This is a genomic window from Saccharothrix sp. HUAS TT1, from assembly GCF_040744945.1.
In the GTDB taxonomy this organism is placed as follows: domain Bacteria; phylum Actinomycetota; class Actinomycetes; order Mycobacteriales; family Pseudonocardiaceae; genus Actinosynnema.
Map to the genome: position 1 here is coordinate 6,397,262 of NZ_CP160453.1, position 18,608 is coordinate 6,415,869.

The 18,608-nt window shown below is 73.7% G+C and carries 15 protein-coding genes; 9 read left to right on the forward strand and 6 right to left on the reverse strand.

The genetic code is table 11. The annotated features are described in order from the left end of the window. The first annotated feature begins 47 nt into the window (after nt 1-47). Nucleotides 48-239, forward strand: a complete 192-nt coding sequence (locus AB0F89_RS28695; RefSeq protein ID WP_367128744.1) for a hypothetical protein — start codon at nt 48-50, stop codon at nt 237-239. Here the strand turns inward: AB0F89_RS28695 and AB0F89_RS28700 are convergent. From AB0F89_RS28700 to AB0F89_RS28720, 5 genes are all read right to left on the reverse strand, one after another. Beyond that, on the reverse strand, nt 224-1,312 hold the full coding sequence (locus AB0F89_RS28700; RefSeq protein ID WP_367128745.1) for a hypothetical protein: 1,089 nt from the start codon (nt 1,310-1,312) through the stop codon (nt 224-226). The two genes, AB0F89_RS28695 and AB0F89_RS28700, sit on opposite strands and share 16 nt — an antisense overlap. Nucleotides 1,313-1,487: 175 nt before the next feature. Continuing rightward, the gene (locus AB0F89_RS28705; RefSeq protein ID WP_367128746.1) at nt 1,488-2,111 is read right to left on the reverse strand and encodes a peptidase inhibitor family I36 protein; all 624 of its coding nucleotides are present in this window, start codon (nt 2,109-2,111) and stop codon (nt 1,488-1,490) included. 194 nt (nt 2,112-2,305) lie between these two features. Then, complete coding sequence (locus tag AB0F89_RS28710; protein WP_367128747.1) at nt 2,306-5,812, reverse strand: ThuA domain-containing protein; 3,507 nt, start codon at nt 5,810-5,812, stop codon at nt 2,306-2,308. A gap of 44 nt (nt 5,813-5,856) precedes the next feature. Continuing rightward, a complete protein-coding gene (locus tag AB0F89_RS28715) occupies nt 5,857-5,994 on the reverse strand; it encodes a hypothetical protein (RefSeq protein ID WP_367128748.1) in 138 nt (45 codons plus the stop codon). A 639-nt stretch (nt 5,995-6,633) separates the two neighbouring features. Next, nucleotides 6,634-8,121, reverse strand: coding sequence for a discoidin domain-containing protein (locus tag AB0F89_RS28720; protein WP_367128749.1), 1,488 nt, complete (start codon nt 8,119-8,121; stop codon nt 6,634-6,636). A gap of 386 nt (nt 8,122-8,507) precedes the next feature. Between AB0F89_RS28720 and AB0F89_RS28725 the strand changes: the two genes are divergently transcribed. From AB0F89_RS28725 to AB0F89_RS28760, 8 genes are all read left to right on the forward strand, one after another. Further along, nucleotides 8,508-9,221 (forward strand): universal stress protein, encoded by a 714-nt coding sequence (locus AB0F89_RS28725; RefSeq protein WP_367128750.1) that lies wholly within the window; start codon nt 8,508-8,510, stop codon nt 9,219-9,221. A gap of 287 nt (nt 9,222-9,508) precedes the next feature. Then, nucleotides 9,509-9,697 carry a hypothetical protein gene (locus AB0F89_RS28730; RefSeq protein ID WP_367128751.1) on the forward strand — a complete coding sequence of 63 codons (189 nt, stop codon included), beginning with the start codon at nt 9,509-9,511 and terminating at the stop codon, nt 9,695-9,697. Then, entirely contained in the window at nt 9,697-10,452 is a 756-nt protein-coding gene (locus AB0F89_RS28735; protein ID WP_367128752.1) for a hypothetical protein, read from the forward strand. The genes AB0F89_RS28730 and AB0F89_RS28735 overlap by 1 nt, the downstream gene beginning before the upstream one ends. Then, nucleotides 10,449-11,357 carry a hypothetical protein gene (locus tag AB0F89_RS28740; RefSeq protein WP_367128753.1) on the forward strand — a complete coding sequence of 303 codons (909 nt, stop codon included), beginning with the start codon at nt 10,449-10,451 and terminating at the stop codon, nt 11,355-11,357. Before AB0F89_RS28735 ends, AB0F89_RS28740 begins: the two co-directional genes overlap by 4 nt. After that, nucleotides 11,354-12,355, forward strand: coding sequence for a serine hydrolase domain-containing protein (locus AB0F89_RS28745; protein ID WP_367128754.1), 1,002 nt, complete (start codon nt 11,354-11,356; stop codon nt 12,353-12,355). The genes AB0F89_RS28740 and AB0F89_RS28745 overlap by 4 nt, the downstream gene beginning before the upstream one ends. A gap of 83 nt (nt 12,356-12,438) precedes the next feature. Next, nucleotides 12,439-13,689 (forward strand): APC family permease, encoded by a 1,251-nt coding sequence (locus AB0F89_RS28750; RefSeq protein ID WP_367128755.1) that lies wholly within the window; start codon nt 12,439-12,441, stop codon nt 13,687-13,689. Between the two features lie 410 nt (nt 13,690-14,099). Beyond that, nucleotides 14,100-16,439, forward strand: a complete 2,340-nt coding sequence (locus AB0F89_RS28755) for a SpoIIE family protein phosphatase (RefSeq protein ID WP_367128756.1) — start codon at nt 14,100-14,102, stop codon at nt 16,437-16,439. 111 nt (nt 16,440-16,550) lie between these two features. After that, the gene (locus AB0F89_RS28760; RefSeq protein ID WP_367128757.1) at nt 16,551-17,111 is read left to right on the forward strand and encodes a hypothetical protein; all 561 of its coding nucleotides are present in this window, start codon (nt 16,551-16,553) and stop codon (nt 17,109-17,111) included. A gap of 101 nt (nt 17,112-17,212) precedes the next feature. Here the strand turns inward: AB0F89_RS28760 and AB0F89_RS28765 are convergent, their stop codons facing one another. Beyond that, nucleotides 17,213-18,595, reverse strand: coding sequence for a carbohydrate-binding protein (locus tag AB0F89_RS28765; protein WP_367128758.1), 1,383 nt, complete (start codon nt 18,593-18,595; stop codon nt 17,213-17,215). Nucleotides 18,596-18,608: the final 13 nt, after the last annotated feature.

An 18,608-nucleotide genomic window follows, 5' to 3' on the forward strand; every position in this document is an offset into this window, starting at 1 on the left:
AGGGTAACCGGGGGTCTTCGGTCCTCCCCGGTTCGGGACTTCGGTCGGTGAGCGCGCGTGGTGGCGATCGGCTGGGTCCGGGCGACCCGGACGCGGTCCTGGCGGTGCTGCGGCGGGCGGGCGCGGAGGTGGCCGGGGTGGACCTCGACCCCGGCCCTGGTGGACCGGGGTCGAGGCGGGCGGTCACCGAGCGGGGTGGCGTGCCGACCTGGCCGGCGCTGGATCAGAGCGGGATGTAGACGCCGAAGTCGCGGTTCGCGGTGCGGAAGTCCTGGAAGCCGATGCGCGCGCCCGCGGTCCTGGTGACGGTGCCCTTGGCGATCACGCCGCCGGCCGACGACGGGCCGTAGACGGGGCCGCCGCTGTCACCGGGTCGCGCGGCGGGCTGGCCGTTCATCTGCTCGCCCTCCACCAGGTCCTCGCGGTCGGCGTAGAAGAAGAGGACCTTGATGTTGCACACCGGCCCGCCGGTCGTGCGCGCGCTGGTGACGCCGGACTGGCACAGGTACTCGCCGGTGTAGACGTCGCCCCAGCCGCGGACGACCTCGGTGCTGTTGCTGTCGCCACCGCCGACGTACTGCTGGTTCACCACGTTGCCGGTGGGGATCAGCATGATGTCGTGGTCGCCGTGCTTGGCGCCCGCCGTGCCGATGTGCTCGCCGGTCGGGTCGGTGACCCGGACGCCCGGGTTGCCGCAGTGGCCGGCGGTGAGCAGGAACCGGGCGTTGTCGCCGTTGCGCACGGAGAAGCCGGACGTGCAGGCGGCGTTGCCCAGCACGATGGTGGCCCCGCCCTTCCACGGCGGCGCGTCGTTCTGCCGGGACACCGGTGCCAGCGGCTCCTCCACCACGGTCCGCACCGGCACGTCCACGCGCACGGCGCTGGTGGCGAACTCGGAGGTGGCCCCGAGCACCAGCCCGCTGCCGTCGGCGGGCACCTTGATCGCGTGCACGCCCGGTCCCCGCTGCTCCTGCACGACCTTGGCGGCTTCGCGGAGCTCGGAGTTGGAGTGGCGGGCGGACTCGAAGGTCACCGGGGCCTCGGCCCGGTCGGCGGCGGCGCGGACGGCGGCGGGCACGTGGCCCTTCCACCACAGCGCGACGTGGTCGTCCTCCAGGACCAGGCCGGCGAACCCGGCGTGCCCGCCGCGGCGCACCTCGGCCTGGATGGTGTCGGCGGTGCGGACGAGGGGCTGCTGGGCGAGCATGCGGTCCCAGTCGGTGACGGGGCCCGCGGCGGCGGGGGTGGTGGCCAGGGCGGCCGACACCACGGCCGCGGCGGTCACGGCGATGACGTTGCGTGCTGTCCTCACGAGCGGAACTCCTCTGCGTGACAGGGTGGACAGCGGCGGCGTGCTCCCAGGTTATGGTCTGGACCAAACACCTGTCACTGACACAACCGGACAGAAGCGCACGGAGTCGAACAGGCACAGGCGAAACCGGGCGCCACCCCGTCGGGTGACGCCCGGTCGTGACAACCTCGGCGACCTACTGCTTGCGGCAGTCCCACCGCGTCATCTTGTCGTTGTTGCCGTCCCCGACGTACCTGGACGTGCTGTTCTCCGGCTCGTCCCACAGCCTGGTCTGACCGTTGTACGCGATGATGGTCTTGTCGGTGTCGGTGTTGACCCAACTCGACGTCTTGCCGGAGAAGCCCCAGTCGGAGGCCGCGTCGGCGCACGTGTCGGCGAACTGCCACCGGTCGCCCTTGAAGTCCCGGTTCTGGTAGAAGCAGTAGTTGTCCTTCTTCGTCGCCCCGGAGGGACAGCCGTGCACGTCCCGGACCTCGCGCGGATCGACCAGGTCCCCCAGCCCCATCGAACGGGCTTCGAGGTGGCGGGGGTTGGGACCGAGGCCCCTGGGCGCCGCGGTCTCACCGGGCGAGGGCATGACCACGACGACCCGACCGGCGTGCCAGGCCACCGCGTTGTCGCTGACCTGGACACCACCGGGGTGCGCGGCGAGCAGTTGCGCCACCTCGGACGCGAGCGGACCGGACGGCCCGACCGGCGCCGCGCCGGCCACCGCCGGGACCGCCGTCAGCAGGACCGCCACCGGGAAGGCCACGCCGAACCTCGCGCTGGTCCGCCGGGCACTGGACATGATCTTCATCGACCCCTCCTGGGACACCACCGGCCGCGCCGCGCGCCGCCTGCCCCCGAGAGTCCCGAACCGGACCGCCGATCGGCACCGGGGTACCCCGGCCTCCACCCGCATTCCACCCGATCGAGGAACCGACGCCGACTCGACGTCACCGGGTCGACCGGGTCCCCGAGCCCGCGCTGATCGGGCTCGGGGCCCCTCGCTCACGACAGGGTGAAGTGGTCGACGTCGAACAGCCCGCCCGAGCCGGAGCCGGTGAACACCAGGACCACCGGACCGCCCGCGCTGCCGGTCAACGCCGTCGACACGTCCACGAACCGGTCGAACCCGCCGGTGCCGGCGACCGCCACCGACCCGAGCAGCGCCCCTGCAGCCGACCCGGCCCGCACCTCGATCCGGCCGCCCGCGTTGCCCGACGACACCCGCGCGGTGAACTGGCGCTTGCCCGTGAGGTCGGTCTGCCCGTAACCCGCCCAGTCGCCGCCGTCGATGTAACCGACGGTCTGCCCGCCACTGGCCGTCCCGTGCGACGCCACCTGCACGCCGGACGACGACGTGTACGCCTCGCCCTCGACCCGCGGCGACGGCTGCTGCTGTGGTCGGCAGTCGGCCTGCACCAGGCCCGCCGCGTACCGGATCCCCCCGAGCAGGTGGGTCCGGAACGCCGGGTCGGCGTACGACTCGACCGTGTGGCCGAGCCCGGTGTAGAACGAGCGGCCCGACGCCTGGGTCCGGCACCACGAGATGGGGTGGTCGCCGGCCATCGTGCCACCGCTGTAGCCGGCCTCGTCCAGGTTGGCCAGCACCCGGGACGTGGCGCGGGGGTTGGTGCGGAAGTTGTACCACTCGTCCGTGCGGTTCCACGCGGCCGGCAGGTGCGCGGTCGCCGGGTGCGACCGGTCCTCCGGCCGCACGGTGGCTTGCTGGATGTCCGGGTGCGAGTGGAAGTAAGCGCCGACCAACCGGCCGTAGTAGGGCCAGTCGTGCTCGGTGTCGGCCGCCGCGTGCACGCCGGCGTAGCCACCGCCGCCGTCCACGTAGGACTGGAACGCGGCCTGCTGCGCGTCGTTCAGCACGTCGCCGGTCGTGTTGAGGAACACCACCGCCGCGTACCGCGCCAGGTTCGCCGCCGTGAACGCCGAGGCGTCCTCGGTGGCCGTGACCGCGAACCCGTTGGCGGCGCCCAGCTCCCGGATCGCCTGGGTGCCGGCAGGGATGGCGTCGTGCCGGAAGCCCGCCGTCCTGCTGAACACCAGCACCTCCGGGCCCGGCGGCGGGGTCGTGCCGGTGGTGAAGGTGAACGCGTCCAGGTCGAGCAGGTTGCCCTGGCCCGTGACGCCCTTGAACACGAACACCAGCGAGGTCGTGCCGGTCGGCGCGGAGGTCAGGTTCGCCGACACGTCGACGAACGCGTCCCAGCTGCCGGTGTTGGGCACGGTGAGCGTGCCGAGCAGCGTGCCGGTCGCCGATCCCGCGCGCACCTCGATCGTGCCGCCGGGGCCGCCGGAGGACACGCGGGCCGTCACCGACCGGGCGTTGTCCAGGAGGTAGGGCTGGAACGAGATCCAGTCGCCGTCGTCGGTGAACCCGACCGTACGACCGCCCTCCGCGCCGCCGTGGTTGGCGGGCTCGACGCCCTGCTGCGCGCCGTGGTGCTCGGCCTGGCGGTGGCGCGGCTGCAGCGTGCTCACCGCGTGCGACGTCAGGCCCGCGTTGTCGGTGTACTCCGCGTCGAAGACGCCGTAGATGTTCGCCGCGGCGTCGTGCTCGCCGTCCACCGGCACGGTGATCTGCCCGCTGCACCCGGTGGCCTGGGTGATCTGGTGCCGGTGGCTGTCGTGGCCGAGCAGGTAGGTCACCTTGACCCGGGCGCAGTCGACCGGCCCGTCCTCGGGGTCGGTCACGCTCACCCGGAACGGCACGGTGTCGCCGAACGCGAACAGCCGGCCGTCACCGGGCGCCTGCAGCGTGATCGTCGGCGCCGTGTTGCCCGCCGTGACCAGGACGCTCGCCGTGCCGGTGAGCCCCTGCGGGTCGGTGACGGTCAGCGTCGGCGAGTAGTTGCCCGCCCTGCTGTAGGTGTGGGTGGGGTTGGCCTCGGTGGACGTGGCGCCGTCGCCGAACGCCCAGCGGTAGGACAGCGCGCCGCCCTCGGGATCGGAGCTGCCCGCCGAGGAGAACTTCACGGTCAGCGGCACGGGTCCGGACGTGCGGTCGGCCGCTGCCTTCGCGGTCGGGTTGCGTGGCGCGTTGCCCTTGTAGTCGATCCGGTAGATGGCCTGGTTGCCGCCGCCGGTGCCGTAGTCCAGCACGTACAGCGAGCCGTCCGGGCCGAACTGCAGGTCCATCACCTGCGTGCCGTCCCACGGGAAGTCCTCGATGACGCCCGGCGAGCCGTTCGCGTCCACACCGATCGCCTTGATCCACTGCCGGCCGTACTCGCCCGCGAAGAAGCGGCCGTCCAGGGACTGCGGGAACTTCGTCGGCGAGTTCAGGCCCGGGTCGTAGCGGTAGACCGGGCCGCCCATCGGCGACTCGGAGCCGCCGCCGAACTCCGGCGGCGAGCCCGCGTCGCCGGCGTACCTGATCCACGCCGGTTGGGCCGGTGGCAGCGTCGCCAGGCCGGTGTTGCGCGGCGAGGAGTTGGTCACGCCGGAGCCGCACTGGTAGCGGGCGCCGGACGGGCCGCTGGGGAACGCGTAGCGGACGTAGGTCTCGTCCGCGGTGTTCGTGCCGGTGCAGTAGGGCCAGCCGAAGTTGCCCGGCGCGGTGATCCGGTTGAACTCCACCTGCCCGCTCGGACCCCTGGACGGGTTCGTCACGCCCGCGTCCGGTCCGTAGTCGCCCAGGTAGACGTGCCCGGTGGCCTTGTCCACGCTCATCCGGAACGGGTTGCGCAGGCCCATGGCGTAGATCTCGGGCCGGGTGCGCGCGGTGCCGGGCGCGAACAGGTTGCCCGCCGGGATCGTGTAACCCCCGTCGGGTTGCGGCTTGATCCGCAGCACCTTGCCGCGCAGGTCGTTCGTGTTGCCCGAGGAGCGCTGCGCGTCGAACTGCGGGTTGCGGTTGGCGCGCTCGTCGGTCGGGGTGTACCCGTCGGACACGAACGGGTTCGTGTCGTCGCCCGTGGTCAGGTACAGGTTGCCGGCGGCGTCGAAGTCGATGTCGCCGCCGACGTGGCAGCACTGGCCGCGGTCGTTGGCCACCCGGAGCACGACCTTCTCACTGGCCATGTCGAGTGTGTTGTCCGGCTTGAGGGTGAAGCGGGACAGGTGCAGCTCACCGCGCCACGCCGCGAACGTCGCGTCGGTGCCCTCGGTCGGCGCGTCGCCGTCCGGGGTGTTCAGGCGGGGCGAGTAGTACAGGTACAGCCAGCGGTTGGCGGCGAAGCCGGGATCGGCCGCGATGCCCTGCAAGCCCTCCTCGTCGTGCGTGTAGACGTCGAGCTTGCCCGCCACGGTGGTGGTGTTGCCCGCGGCGTTGGTGATGCGGACCGTGCCGTCGCGGGCGGTGTGCGCGACGGACCGGTCCGGCAGGACGGCCAGCGACATGGGCTCGCCGAGCTTGGCGGCGCCGGCGGCGAGCTGGACGTGCTGGTAGTCGCCGGGCGGGATGGCCGCGACGGCGGTGCTCTGGGGTACGAGGAGCAGGGACGCGACCAGCAGGGGCGCGGCGACCGCTCTCGCCCACCGGGGTGGGGGCTCGGACATGGCAGGGGTTCCTCTCCTCCGGGTGCGGGTACGGGTTCTCGGGGTCAGCCGCAGAGGTCCATCGGGAGCACGCCGGGACCGTCGACCACCGCGGTCACCCGGTGGACGGCCGGCGGCGAGCCCGAGGCCGGTCGGAAGTCCGCGCGCTCGTCCTGGCGGCGCGCCGGCGCCGCGTCCGGCACCGTGATCGTGGCGGTCTTCCAGGTGTCCGTGCCGGTGTTGGCGACGCTGCCCGCGTGCTGTCGAACGTGGTCGCCGAGCGCGGTCGGAGGTGTGCACCCGGTGGTCGAAGTCGACGTACTGGCCGTTGACGTCGCTGAACACGTTCGGGTGCAGCAGGGAGTGGTACAGCGTCCACGTCCCAGCCAGGTGCCTCGGCGCGCAGGTTCGTCAGGGCATCGGCCTGGCTGACGCAGCTGATCGCGACCTTCACCCCGACCTCGCAGTGCTGCCGGGTGCGGCGGCGAAGTGCACGGTGGAGGTGTTGCGCCGCTCGCAGAACCGGCCGCCGGCGATGGTGCCGGACAGCTGGTCCGACCGATGACGCGGACCTGCGCGGCGGTGCTGGCGACCTGCGAGGACCCCGCCTTGAACAGCGGGTTCGCCCGGTCGGCGGCGGGGAAGGCGAACCGGCCGACGCCGGTGCGGGTGGTCGCGGCCACCTTGGTGGTGACCGCGCCGACCGACGGCAGGATCGGCAGGTCGCCCTGGACCGGGCAGCCGACGCCGGACAGGTGCGTCACGCTCAGCCCGGGGGTGGCCGCCAGGCGCGGCTTTCGCTTGCTCATGACAGGGCTCCCGTGGGGGTCGGGCGCGCGGCGTCAGAACCGGAACACGCCGACCTCGGCCGCCTGGCCGGCGGGCCACCGGGTGTTGGCGGTGAAGACCAGGCGCAGGTGGCGCTGGAAGGTCCGCGGCACCGCGATGCTCACCCGGTTGCCGGTCGCGGGGTCGAACCGGTGGCCGCGGTTGGCGACGAGGGTGGTCCACGTGCGGCCGTCCGCGCTGCCGCGCACGGTGATCCGCTGGGTGCGCGGCTCCCAGCCCGGCGGCACGGCCACCTCGACCCGGGCGACCTCCTCGGTCGCGCCCAGGTCCACGGTCAGCGGCTGCGGGAACAGGTTGTGCGCGCTCTCCCAATAGGTGCCCGGGTCGCCGTCGTTGGCGTTCGGACTGGCGTGACCGGTGACGTTGCTGCGCGCGGTCGGCGCCCGGCCGTCGGTGAGGTCCGGGTTCGGCACGGGCGGCGCGGAGCCGGTGAACACCTCGACCCAGTGGCGGGTGCGGTCCAGGTAGGCGGTCTCGGCGGCCTGGCCGGTCCGGCCGTAGGCGCCCTCGTAGGTCAGGTAGCCGTGGCCCGCGGGCGGGGTGGAGTCGGCCGGTTCGATGGACGAGCCCTCGTGCCACTCGTTGAACGAGGTGATCGACACCCAGTCCGGCCGGCCGCCGGTCTCCGGGCTCAGGGCGTTGCGCCACTGGAGGTCGTAGGTCGCGCCGTCGGCGCGGTCCAGGGTCGGGCTGGTGTTGCCGGGCACGGCGCGGTCGTCCAGGTAGCCGGGTCCGATGGAGGGCGCCCAGACCAGGCCGTTGGCGCGCGCGTGGTCGGCGACGCCCTTCCAGCCGACGGCGGCGCTGCTCGCGATCACGTCGTAGGTGTAGATGCCGCCGAAGTGCCCGACCTTGCTCACGTCGGTGGTCTGGGCGAGCACGATCGCGGTGTCCCGGACGGCTTCCAGCGGCGCCCAGTCGGCCACGTTCAGGCTGTTGAACACGTAGAAAGCGCCCCGGTTCCCGCGTTGGGCGTCCCGGTAGAACGCGGGGCTCGACCCGTGCCGGTCGATGAGGTAGCGGACGTCGGCGACGGTGCTCTCGGCGGTGCGCCCGCCGTACGGCTCCAGGTGGAAGGCGACCCGCACGCCGTGCCGGGCGGCGGCGTCCAGCAGGCCGGGCACGAGCCGGTCCTCGTACGAGCCCTGGCCCCACCAGCTGGTGACGATCACCCCGGCGCCGGACCGGCGGACCCACTCCATGTGCTGGTCGACGGCCCCGGCCAGGTCGCCGGAGTCGTAGGCGCCGAGGGTCGGGTAGAAGTCCGCGCCGATGTCGTCGGGCGGGGTGTGGTCGCCCTGCTGCCAGTGCCGGTAGGAGCCGTAGACCTCGGGGCTGCCGTACCAGGGGTAGTAGAAGAGGTGCACGTCGGAGGGCACGGGCTGGGCTCGCGGCGCGGTGGTGCTCGCGTTCGCCGGTGCGACGAGCGCGAGGGTCAGAACCGAGCAGAACGTGATCACGATGCTGAGCAGGGTGCGCATGGTGGTCCGCCCACATCCTTGCGTCGTTGTAAGGAAGGTCACACGACCATAAGGAAAGCTGACAACTTGACGCAAGAACTTGACTAGTAAGCGCAAAAAGTCAACCTAACCTGTCCGAAATCGGACAAGTGCAAGGAGACGGGCAGGAGGCGGCACACCGGGTGCAGGCGGTCCGGAGCGGCCCGCTCCGGGGTGGCGAACGCGCGCGACCGTCGCAGCGGCACGGCCACGTCGGCCGAGCCGAGGCCGTGACGTCGTTCGGGTCACCGCGCCCCACCGGTATTCCGTCGTGCGGGCCGCGGGTTCCGGGTGGAGCCTTGAATCCCCGCCCTCGCACGTGCCGCGCCCGGCGGCCACGAGCGAGGCGTCCGACCCATGGTGGACTCATGAGCAACCGAGCACTCCCCGCACCTCAACCGGTCGTCACCGTCCGCGACGGTTCCGCCTGGGGCGAAGCCGCGCTCCGCTGGGCCGAGGCGCACGCCTCGCTGGTCGGGGCGCCGCTGGAGGTGCACGAGCCGAGCCCGGACCAGGTGCACGACCTGCTGCTGGCCAGCACCCGCGCCGACGTGGTCGTGATCGGGCACCGCGCCGACGACGGCCGCTCGTTCGGCCTGGCCCGGATCGTCCTGCCGCTGGTCCAGCACGCCGCGTCCGACGTCGTCGTGGTGCGCGGCACGCCGGAGGCGCTGCACGGCGCGCACGGCCGGGTCACCGCGCTCATCACCGGCGACGAGCACGACGAGCCGGCGCTGACCCGCGCCATCGACCTGGCCGCCCGGCACGGCGCCGCGCTGCGGGTGCTGCACGCCGCTCCGCCGCTGACGGTGCGCGCCGACAACCCGGGCGTGCTCATCGCCCACGTCGACCAGGCGCTGCGCGGCGTCCGGCACACCTCCGTGCTGGCCCGCATGCACCCGAACGAGGCCATCGCCCGCTACGCCGACACCGACCTGCTCGTGCTGGGCGACCGGGGACCCACCGCGCGCACCGCGCTGCACCACGCGCGGTGCCCCGTCCTCGTGGCGCACCGCGTCCCGGAGGAGCTGCGGCGCCACGGTGTGCGCCGCCCCGAGCGCGGATCGGCTCGCACCACGTAACCGAAGCCGGTCGGGCAGGCGCTCGACCGGGACGTCGACCGGCGAGGCCGTCAGCGGCACGAAGACGATCAAAACGAGGTCCCACAAGGGATTCGTCGTGATCGCGGTCGATTCGCGTGCCCGGAATCGGGTCGCCGGACGTCAGCCGATTGCCCTCTTGTCACCCACAGGGATGGAAAACCGGACTGCGAGCGCTCCCGGCCGCACAACGGTTCCCGACTGTGCTCCACTCGAAATTGGCACGTGTCGAAAACCCGTTCGTGAATCCCTCTATCGAGGAGGATGCGATGCCTGTTCTGACTCCAGTCCGACCGATCGCGACCGAAGAGGACACCGTCGCGCTGACGGAGTTGATGGCGGAACCGGAAGCCGCCGTCAGCGACGCCCCGGTCACCTGTCCCCAGGCGGCGGGCCTCCTGCTGCTGGCGGGGCTGCTGCTGCTCTCGCCGCCGATGCCGAAGGAGCCGCGGAAGTAGTGACGGGGAGCGGTGTGGGGCAGCGCGCCTACGCGGACGCTGCCGCTGCCCTGGCCGGCCGTGTGCTCGACGCGGTGCGGGGAGGTGGCGAGGTGGACCTCGCCGGTTTCCTCGACTCGTGCGCCGACGCCGCGACCGGCCTGGGCGCCGTCCGGGTCGTCGGCGCCGACGTGTTCGCGCCGCACCTGGTGCTCGGCCGGCCACTGGCGGTGGAGGACCAGGTGGTGGTGGCCCGGTCGCTCGACGTCTTCCCGGCCGTCGCCGGCGCGCCCGCCCGGGAACGCGGGGTCGCGGCGTGGCGCGACTGGGCGACGGCCCGCCTGCTCGACCTCTTCGCGGGAGCGCCCGTCCCGAGCACGCCGTCGTCGGCCGATCCCCCGACCTCGCCGGAAGCCGCCGCGCTGCCCGACGTCGACACCGTCCTCGGCCCGGCGGCCGACTGGCCGCGGTGGTCGGTGGTCGTCGCCCAGCTGTCGCCGCTGGCCCAGCCCACCGTCGACGGCCCGGTCGCGCCGGCCGTGGCGCGCGAAGCGCTCGCGCTGGCCAGGGGCGCGACCCGGGCCGTGCTGCGCCGGGACCACGTCACGGCGGCCCGCCTCGCCCGCTGGGTCGCCCTGCTGAGCCGACGCGGCGTGGAGGCGCCGCTGGACCCGTGGCTGCTGACCGAGCAGCTCCGGCTCAACGCGGGCGCCGGGCCCCGGATGCTGCTGGACCTGGCCATCGCGCGGCACCTGCTGGGAGGAGAGCCCGCATGACCGCGACCCTGCCCCGCACCGCCCACGACCTCATCGCCGGGGCCCTGGGCTGGCTGCACGCCCACCACGAACTGGACGTCTTCCCAGCGGACACCACGGCCGACCTGGACGACCCCGACAGCATCTACCGACCACTGGCCGAGACCGCCCTCTCGGCGGCCCTCGTGCTGCGCGCCGGCGTGGCCGGCACGGTCGAGCTGCGGCTGGCCCGCGAGCTGCTGGAGTTCAGCTGGCGGCAGATGCGCGACGGCGACCTGCTCTACGAGCGCCAGCTGAGGCACCCGCTGCTGACCGACCCGGTCGAGACCTACATGCACTACCACCGCAGCGGCATCCGGCACGACGCGCTGGACGAGGTGATCGCGCACAACTCCGCGGTGGACTCGATGACCGAGCTGGTGCCGAACCGGCGGCTGGCCATCGCCAACGCCCACCGCGTCCTGGGCGTGCCGCGTGACGACGACTGGGCCTCGATGGCGCGGCAGACCTGGTTGGGCGGCACGCCGCAACCCTGGGCGATCGACTGGGACACCGCGTACCACATGACGCACACCGTCTTCCACCTCACCGACTGGGGCGCGCGGCCGACCGGGCTGCCCCCGGACCTCGCCGACTACCTGGCCGAGTGGCTGCCGGTGTGGGTCGACATCTGGGCCGAGGTGCGGCACTGGGACCTGGTGGGCGAGCTGCTGATCGTCGGGGCCTGCCTGCCCGAGCCCCGGTGCGACGAGGCGGAGTGGCGGCTGCTGGCGCAGGCGCAGCACGCGGACGGCCTGGTGCCCCGGGACGGCGACCCCGTCCCCGAGGAGCGCGAACGCCGGTACCGGGAGAACCAGCACACCGCCGTCGTCGCCGTGGTCGCCGGGACGATCGCCCTGTCCCGGCTGCTCGGCGGCGGCACGTGACCACGTCGGCCGGACCACGCCTGGCGGAGGTGCTGACGCCCCTGCTCGCGGTGACGTCCGGCGCGACCGGGGTGGCGGTGGCCGCCCGGCACGACGGGCAGCGGGTCGTGCTCTGCTCCGGTGTCACCGCGCGCGACGACCCGAGCCCGGTCCGGCCGGACACCCGCTTCGAGCTGGGCTCGTTGACCAAGACCTTCACCGCGCTGCTGCTCGCCGACGCCGTGGCGCGCGGCGAGGTCGGCTACGACGACCCGGTGGAGCGGCACCTGCCGCCGGGCTCGCTGCACCGGGTGCGGCACCCGGTCACGCCGACGCGGTTGGCCACGCACACGTCCGGCCTGCCGCAGCTGCCGCCCGGCCTGCTCCGGGCGGCCGTGCCGCACTGGTCGACCAACCCCTACCGCGCGTTCGGGCCGGACGACCTGGTGGCGGCGGCGCGGCGCACCCGGGCCAGGCCGCCCGGCCGGGTGCGCTACTCCAACTTCGGCGTCGCCCTGCTGGGCCTGGCGCTGTCCCGGGCCGCGGGCCGGCCGTACGAGGACCTGGTCGCCGAGCGCGTGCTGCGCCCCCTGGGCCTGGCCGACACCGGGTGCGCCACCACGCCGCAGGCCACCGGCCACCTGCGCGGCCGGCCACGCCCGCCGTGGGAGATCCCGGGGATGCCGGCGGCCGGTGTGCTGCGGTCCTCGGCCGACGACCTGCTGCGCTACCTGGAAGCCCACCTCGCGCCGCGCGACGGCGCGCTGTCGGAGGCGCTGACCGAGGTCGTCCGGCCCCGGCTCGACCCCGACCTGTGCCTGGTGTGGAACCTGCGCCGCAAGCCGGGCCACGACCTGCTGTTCCACAGCGGCGGCACGCGGGGGTTCACGGCGTTCGCCGGCTTCAGCCCGCAGTCGGGGGCCGCGCTGGTCGTGCTGACCAACGCGGGTCCCGTGGTCGGTGGCGGCGGGCGCATCCAAAGCGCCTACGAAGCACTGCACAGCCTCGCCGCGCGCTGACCCGCGCCGCGCACGACCGCGCCTCCCGGGTGGACCGATAACGTCTGGCCCGGCGAGCAGCACGTGGACCCGGAGGCGCGACCGTGACACCCCCTGGCTTGGCGCGTCGGCTGGGCGCCGGCGGCGCGGTCACCATCGGGTTGGGCTCGATGATCGGCGCGGGGGTCTTCGCCGCCCTCGCGCCGGCCGCCGCCGCGGCCGGCTCCGGATTGCTCGTCGGGCTGGCGATCGCGGCCGTCGTCGCGTACTGCAACGCGACCTCGTCCGCCCGGCTCGCCGCCCGCTACCCGGCGTCCGGCGGCTCCTACGTCTACGGCCGGGAACGGCTCGGGCCGTTCTGGGGGCACCTCGCCGGCTGGGGGTTCGTCGTCGGCAAGACGGCGTCCTGCGCGGCGATGGCGTTGACCGTCGCGGCGTACGCGGCGCCGGACGCGGGGAGGCCGGTGCGCGCCGCCGTGGCGGTGGCCGCCGTGCTCGCGCTGACCGCGTTGAACTACTTCGGCGTGCAGAAGTCCCTGGTGGCCACCCGGCTCATCGTGGCGGTGGTGCTGCTGGTGCTGGCGCTGGTCGTCGTCGCGGCGGGCACCGGCGGGCACGCCGCGAACCTCGCCTGGGAAGTGGGCACGACCAGCGCCTCCGGCGTGCTGCAGTCGGCCGGGCTGCTGTTCTTCGCCTTCGCCGGGTACGCGCGCATCGCCACGCTCGGCGAGGAGGTCCGCGACCCGGCCCGGACGATCCCCCGCGCCATCCCGATCGCCCTCGGCATCGCGCTCGTGGTCTACGCGGCGGTCGCCGTCGCCGTCCTCGCCGCCCTGGGACCGACCGCGCTGGCCGCCGCCCGCGACCCCCTCGCCGCGGCCGCCGCCGGTTGGCCGTGGTTGGTCCCCGTGGTGCGCGTCGGAGCCGCGCTCGCCGCGCTCGGTTCCCTGCTGGCCCTGGTGCTCGGCGTCTCCCGGACCACCCTGGCCATGGCCCGCGACGGCCACCTGCCGCGCGCCCTGGCCGCCGTGCACCCGCGTCACGGGGTGCCCCACCGCGCCGAGGTCGCCGTGGGGATCACCGTCGCGGTGCTGGCGGCGGTGGTCGACCTGCGCGGTGCGATCGGGTTCTCCTCCTTCGCGGTGCTCGCCTACTACGCCATCGCCAACGCCTCCGCCTGGACGCTGCGCCGCGACGAGGGCCGGCCACCGCGCGCCGTGCCCGCCGCGGGCCTGCTCGGCTGCCTGGTCCTGGCGTTCACCCTGCCGGTCGCCTCGGTCCTCACCGGCGCGGCGGTGCTGGCGGTGGGCGCGCTGGCCTGGGCCGCCCGCCGGGGCCGGGTGACCCGGACCTGATCCGTCACCCGCCTGAGGTGTGCCGCTCCCCCGTCGGGCGAAGGTCGTCGGCGACGGAGCGCAATGACGACCACCGGCCAGGTCACCTCTCCCGCCTCGATCCGCGACGACCCGGCGCGGCTGGACGCATTCCTGCGCGAGCTGCCCAAGGGCGGCGACCTGCACACCCACCTGTCCGGCGCGGTCACCGCGGAGACGTTGATCGACCTCACCGCGCGGGACGGCATGTGCGTCCACGCGACCACCCACGTCGCCGCGCCCGGCCCCCGGCGTGCTCCGCCGACCGTCCACCACCCGCAACCGAAGTCCCGGCGGCCGGGTCCACGATCGCGCGATCCCGCGGGCGCCCGCCTCGGCCGGCGCCCGCATCGCGTGGCGCTTCGCGGGTCGGCGGGTGATGCTGGGGCGCCATGGCAGATCAGCGCGATCCATCCGGCTCGGCGCTGGCCGACCTCGTCGCCCGGCAGCGGGACGAGATCGACCGGCTGCGGGCGGCTGCGCGCAGGCAGGCGGTGGTCGAGCAGGCGAAGGGCGTCCTGGCCGAGCGGTTGTCGTGCCGGCCGGACGAGGCGTTCGAGGACATGATGCGGCTCGCCCAGGCCACCGGCAGCGACCTGGCCGTCATCGCGGCCGGTGTGCTCGGCGTGCCACCGCCGCCGCCCGGACCGCGCCCGACGCCCGCGGAGGCGCCCTTCGACCCCACCCGGTACGTGCGGCAGACCGACATCCCGGAACCGTCGCCCGGGGAGCTACGCGCCCGCACGCCGCAACCGGTCGCCCTCGCCGCCATCGGCACCGCGGCCGACCCCGAGGAGCTGGCCGAGCTCGTCCGCGAGCACGTCGGCTGCGACAGCGTGCTGGTCTACCTGCTCGAACCCGACGGCGGGATGCGACTGGAGGTCGCCGCCAACGTGCCCGCCCAGGTGCGGCTGGAGTGGGAACGGGTGCCGCTGCGGCTCAAGACCGGCGTCCTCACCGCCGTGCGCAGCGGCCTGCCGCAGTGGCTGTCCGACCTGGAGGAGGCCCGCCGGCAGTACGTGCTGATCGGCGACCCCGAGACGGTGTGGACGACGCGCGCCTGGCTGCCGTTCCGGGACCGGACGCGCACCGCCGGCGTCGTCGGGCTGCTGTGGGCCGACCGCCACGACTTCTCATCCGAGGAGCAGTGGGAGCTGGAGGTCCTGGTCGGAGCGGCGGGCTCCACGCTGCTGTCGTTGATGAGCGCCGAGGGCGGCGCGCACAGCCGCAACTGGACGCTGTGGGCGCAGCACCTGCTGGACGTGCTGCCCGGCTCGGTGTCGCTGCTCGGCGCGGTGCACGCCGAGGACGGCAGGGTGGTCGACTTCCGGTTCGAGGCCGCCAGCCCGGACGCGGTCGACCTCGCCGGCCGCCGCTACCGGCAGCTGGTCGGGCGCAGCGTGCTCACCAGCTACCCGACCATCGCGGGCTCGGACGTGTGGGCGGCGTTCCACCGGGTGCTGCGCACCGGGGTCCGGGAGGTCGTCAGCACGTTCGACTACGAGGAGAACACGCCGGGGCTGCCGCGGCACGCCCGGTACACGTTGACGATCGGCAAGTTCGGCGACGGCCTGATCCTGGCCTGGCGCGAGCACGAGGACCCGTTGCAGCTGGAGCGGCTGCGCAGCGTCCAACGGCTGGGCGACATCGGCTGGGGCGAGTGGAACCTGGTCACCAACGAGATCAACTGGTCCGACCAGCTCTACGTGATCTTCGACCGGGACCCGGCGCTCGGGCCCATGTCGCTGGACGAGATCCGGGCGTCCGTGGTCGCCGAGGACCTGCCGATCCTGCGCAACGCCGTGCACCGGATGCTGGAGGAGGGCGAGCGCACCGACTCCGAGGTGCGCCTGCGGGCCGGCGAGCAGATCCGGTTCGGCCGGTTCATCGGCGAACCGGTGCTGGACGTGCAGGGCAGGCCGGTGCGGCTGGACGTCGTGCTCCAGGACGTGACCGCGACGCGGCGGGCCGAGCAGCGGCTGTTCGACCTGAGCGAGCAGTTCGCCCAGGAGCACCAGGTGGCCGACCACCTGCGCTCCGCCGTGCTGCCGCTGCCGAGCCGGCCGCTGGAGCTGCCCGGGATGCGGGTCGCGGTGCGCTACCTGGCCGCCGAGCAGTGGGCGGAGGTCGGCGGCGACTGGTACCACGCGTTCCCGATCGACGACGGCAGCACGCTGCTGGCCATCGGCGACGTGGCGGGGCACGGCCTGGCGACCGCGGCGGCGATGGCGAAGCTGCGGTACGCGCTCACCGGCGCCGCGCTGACCAACCCGGACCCGGCCGGCGTGCTCGACGTGCTGAACCGGATGCTGACCGGTGGCGACGGGATCACGCTGGCGTCGTCCATCGTCGGCCGGTTCGAGCCGACCACGCGCAGGCTGTCGTGGGCGCAGGCGGGCCACCCCACCCCGCTGCTCGTGCGGTCGCACGAGGTCGTGCCGCTGGACCGGCCGGCGGGGCCGGTCCTGGGCGCCGTGCCGGGCGCGGTGTACGCGACGGCCCGGACGCTCCTCGCGCCCGGCGACACGGTGCTGATGTTCACCGACGGCCTGATCGAGCGGCGGCCCTCGTCCGGCGCCCGCGGCGACGACCTGGAGCACCTGATGGACGAGATCCGCGGGTTCATCGCCGACCTGGACCCGGCCGAGATGCCCGAAGCGCTGACCTCCCGCCTGGTGCCCGCCACACCGCTGGACGACACGTGCATCGTGGCCGCCGTCGTCACGACGTGACCGCCGGGCGTGGCCGGTCGGGTGGCGCCGCCTCGTCCGGGTGAGGTGCGGCGACCCGCCCGGCGGGAGGCGGACCACGGCGTTGGAAAGGTCGCGGTGTCGGTTCACCGAGTGCCGAGGAGACATCGCGGCACCGAGCCGAAGAAGATGCAGGACTGGCTGTCCGACAGCACGACCCCGCCCTGGCCGGGCCCGGCGAACAAGGGCTTCGTCCACTACCGCTTCGGCGCGGCGCTCCAGTCGATCCACCCCCAGGTCCGCGACGCCATCGCCGAGTTCCACGACAACGACCAGACGATCTGGTTCACGGGTCACAGCCTCGGCGGCGCCCTCGCGTCCCTGGCCGCGCTGCGCCTGCGCTTCGAGGAGCCCGGACTGCTCGCCGACGGCGTCTACACCTACGGCCGGCCACGCGTGTGCGACGGGACGCCGGCCAAGGCGCACGACGAGGCGTTCGCCGGTCGCACGCACCGGTTCGTCAACAACAACGACATCGTGCCGCAGCTGCCGGTCGACCCGCCGTTCAGGCACGTCGAGAAGCTGCACTACATCGACTCGAACGGCGAGCTGCGCGACTCCGTGCCGTTCGTGGGCGGTTGGCCGACCGGGCCAGGGGTTTCACCGCCGACCCCTTCGCCCCCGCCGCCGACGGCGTGCGCGACCACCTCGTGAAGAACTACCTCGCCGCCATCGAGGGCAACCTGCCCTGACGCGGGTGAAGACGGCGACCGGCAGCGCGCCGGTCGCCGTCTTCCGCTGTCACCGCAAGGGGATCAGATCCGGCCCGCGCCCGCGCCCGCCGTCACCGACGACTTCACCGCGCCGGACGCCTCCGCCGTGTAGCTGTACGGCACGGCCGCCACGCTGCCGTTCACCTCGCACGGCCCGGAGTTGGTGAACGAGTTGTCCCTCGCCACCAGCCGGCCCGGGTCGGAGTCGGCGTAGCCGCTCGCCGACCAGCACGCCTGCTGGACGTTCTCGAAGACGTTGCCCTCCACCAGGACACCGGCATCCATTGTGGACGCGATGGCGTACGAGTCCGCGTTGTTGCGCACGTTGGTGTAGTAGTTGTTGAACACGTGGACCGTCTCGCCGAAGCGCACCCGGGGGCTGCGCTCGAAGGTCCGGTCGAACCAGTTGTGGTGGTAGGTGATCCGCAGGTGGCCGCGGTCCTCGCTCGCGTTGCCGTCGGAGTGGCCGACCAGCGAGGTCTTCCAGTGGTCCCGGATGACGTTCCAGGAGACCGTGATGTAGTCGGCGGCGTGGGTCATGTCGATCATGCCGTCGTAGTGGTCGGGGTCGTCGGCGATGGTGCTGGACATGGTGTTGTGGTCGATCCACACGTGGCTGGCGTTCTCGATCTGGATCGCGTCGGCGCCGACCACGCCGCGGATGTTCAGGTTCTGGATGATCACGTTCGCCGGCCGCGCGTCCTCGATGTTGAGGGTGGTGCCGGAGATGCCCGACCCCGAGCCGACGCCCCGGATCGTCTTGTTCGCGCTGACCTCGACGGTGCCCGAGCCGCTGATCATCCCGCTGACCAGGATGGTCCGCGCGCCGGACGCCTGCGCCTGGGTCCGCAGGTCGGCGAACGTGCTCACGGTGACCGTGGTCCCGCCCGCGCCGCCGGTGGTGCCGCCCGCCTGGGAGGCCCAGCCGACCAGCCCGCCGGGCGGCTGCGGCTGGGTGCCGCCGGCCTCGAAGTCGAGGTGGTCGACGTTGGGCAGGCCGCCGGACGTGGTCGGGTTCAGCCGGATGGTGTTGCTGCCCGCCGTGACCGGCACGCTGAAGGTCTTGGTCACCCACGTGGACCAGGCGCCGGTGCCCTCGAACGAGGCCGTCTGCGCCGTGGCGCCGTTGACTACCACGTCGGCAGACCGGGCCGTGGTGGTGCCGTTGGCGAACCGGACGCCGACCGTCGCGGTGCCCGCGGCGGACGCGGTGACGGTGAACTGGGCGTAGCCGCTCGTGGAGTTGGCGCCGTTGCAGAAACCGCTGCCGGAGTAACCGGACCAGTTGCTGTCGATCGTGCCGGAACACACCGCCGGTGAACTCTCCGCCTCGTACCGCGTCGGCGCGGCCTGCGCGGCGGAAGTCGCCACGACCAGTGCGCCGGCTAACAGCCCGACGCACGCGATCACATTCTTCACGCGCATGACAAGTCTCCGT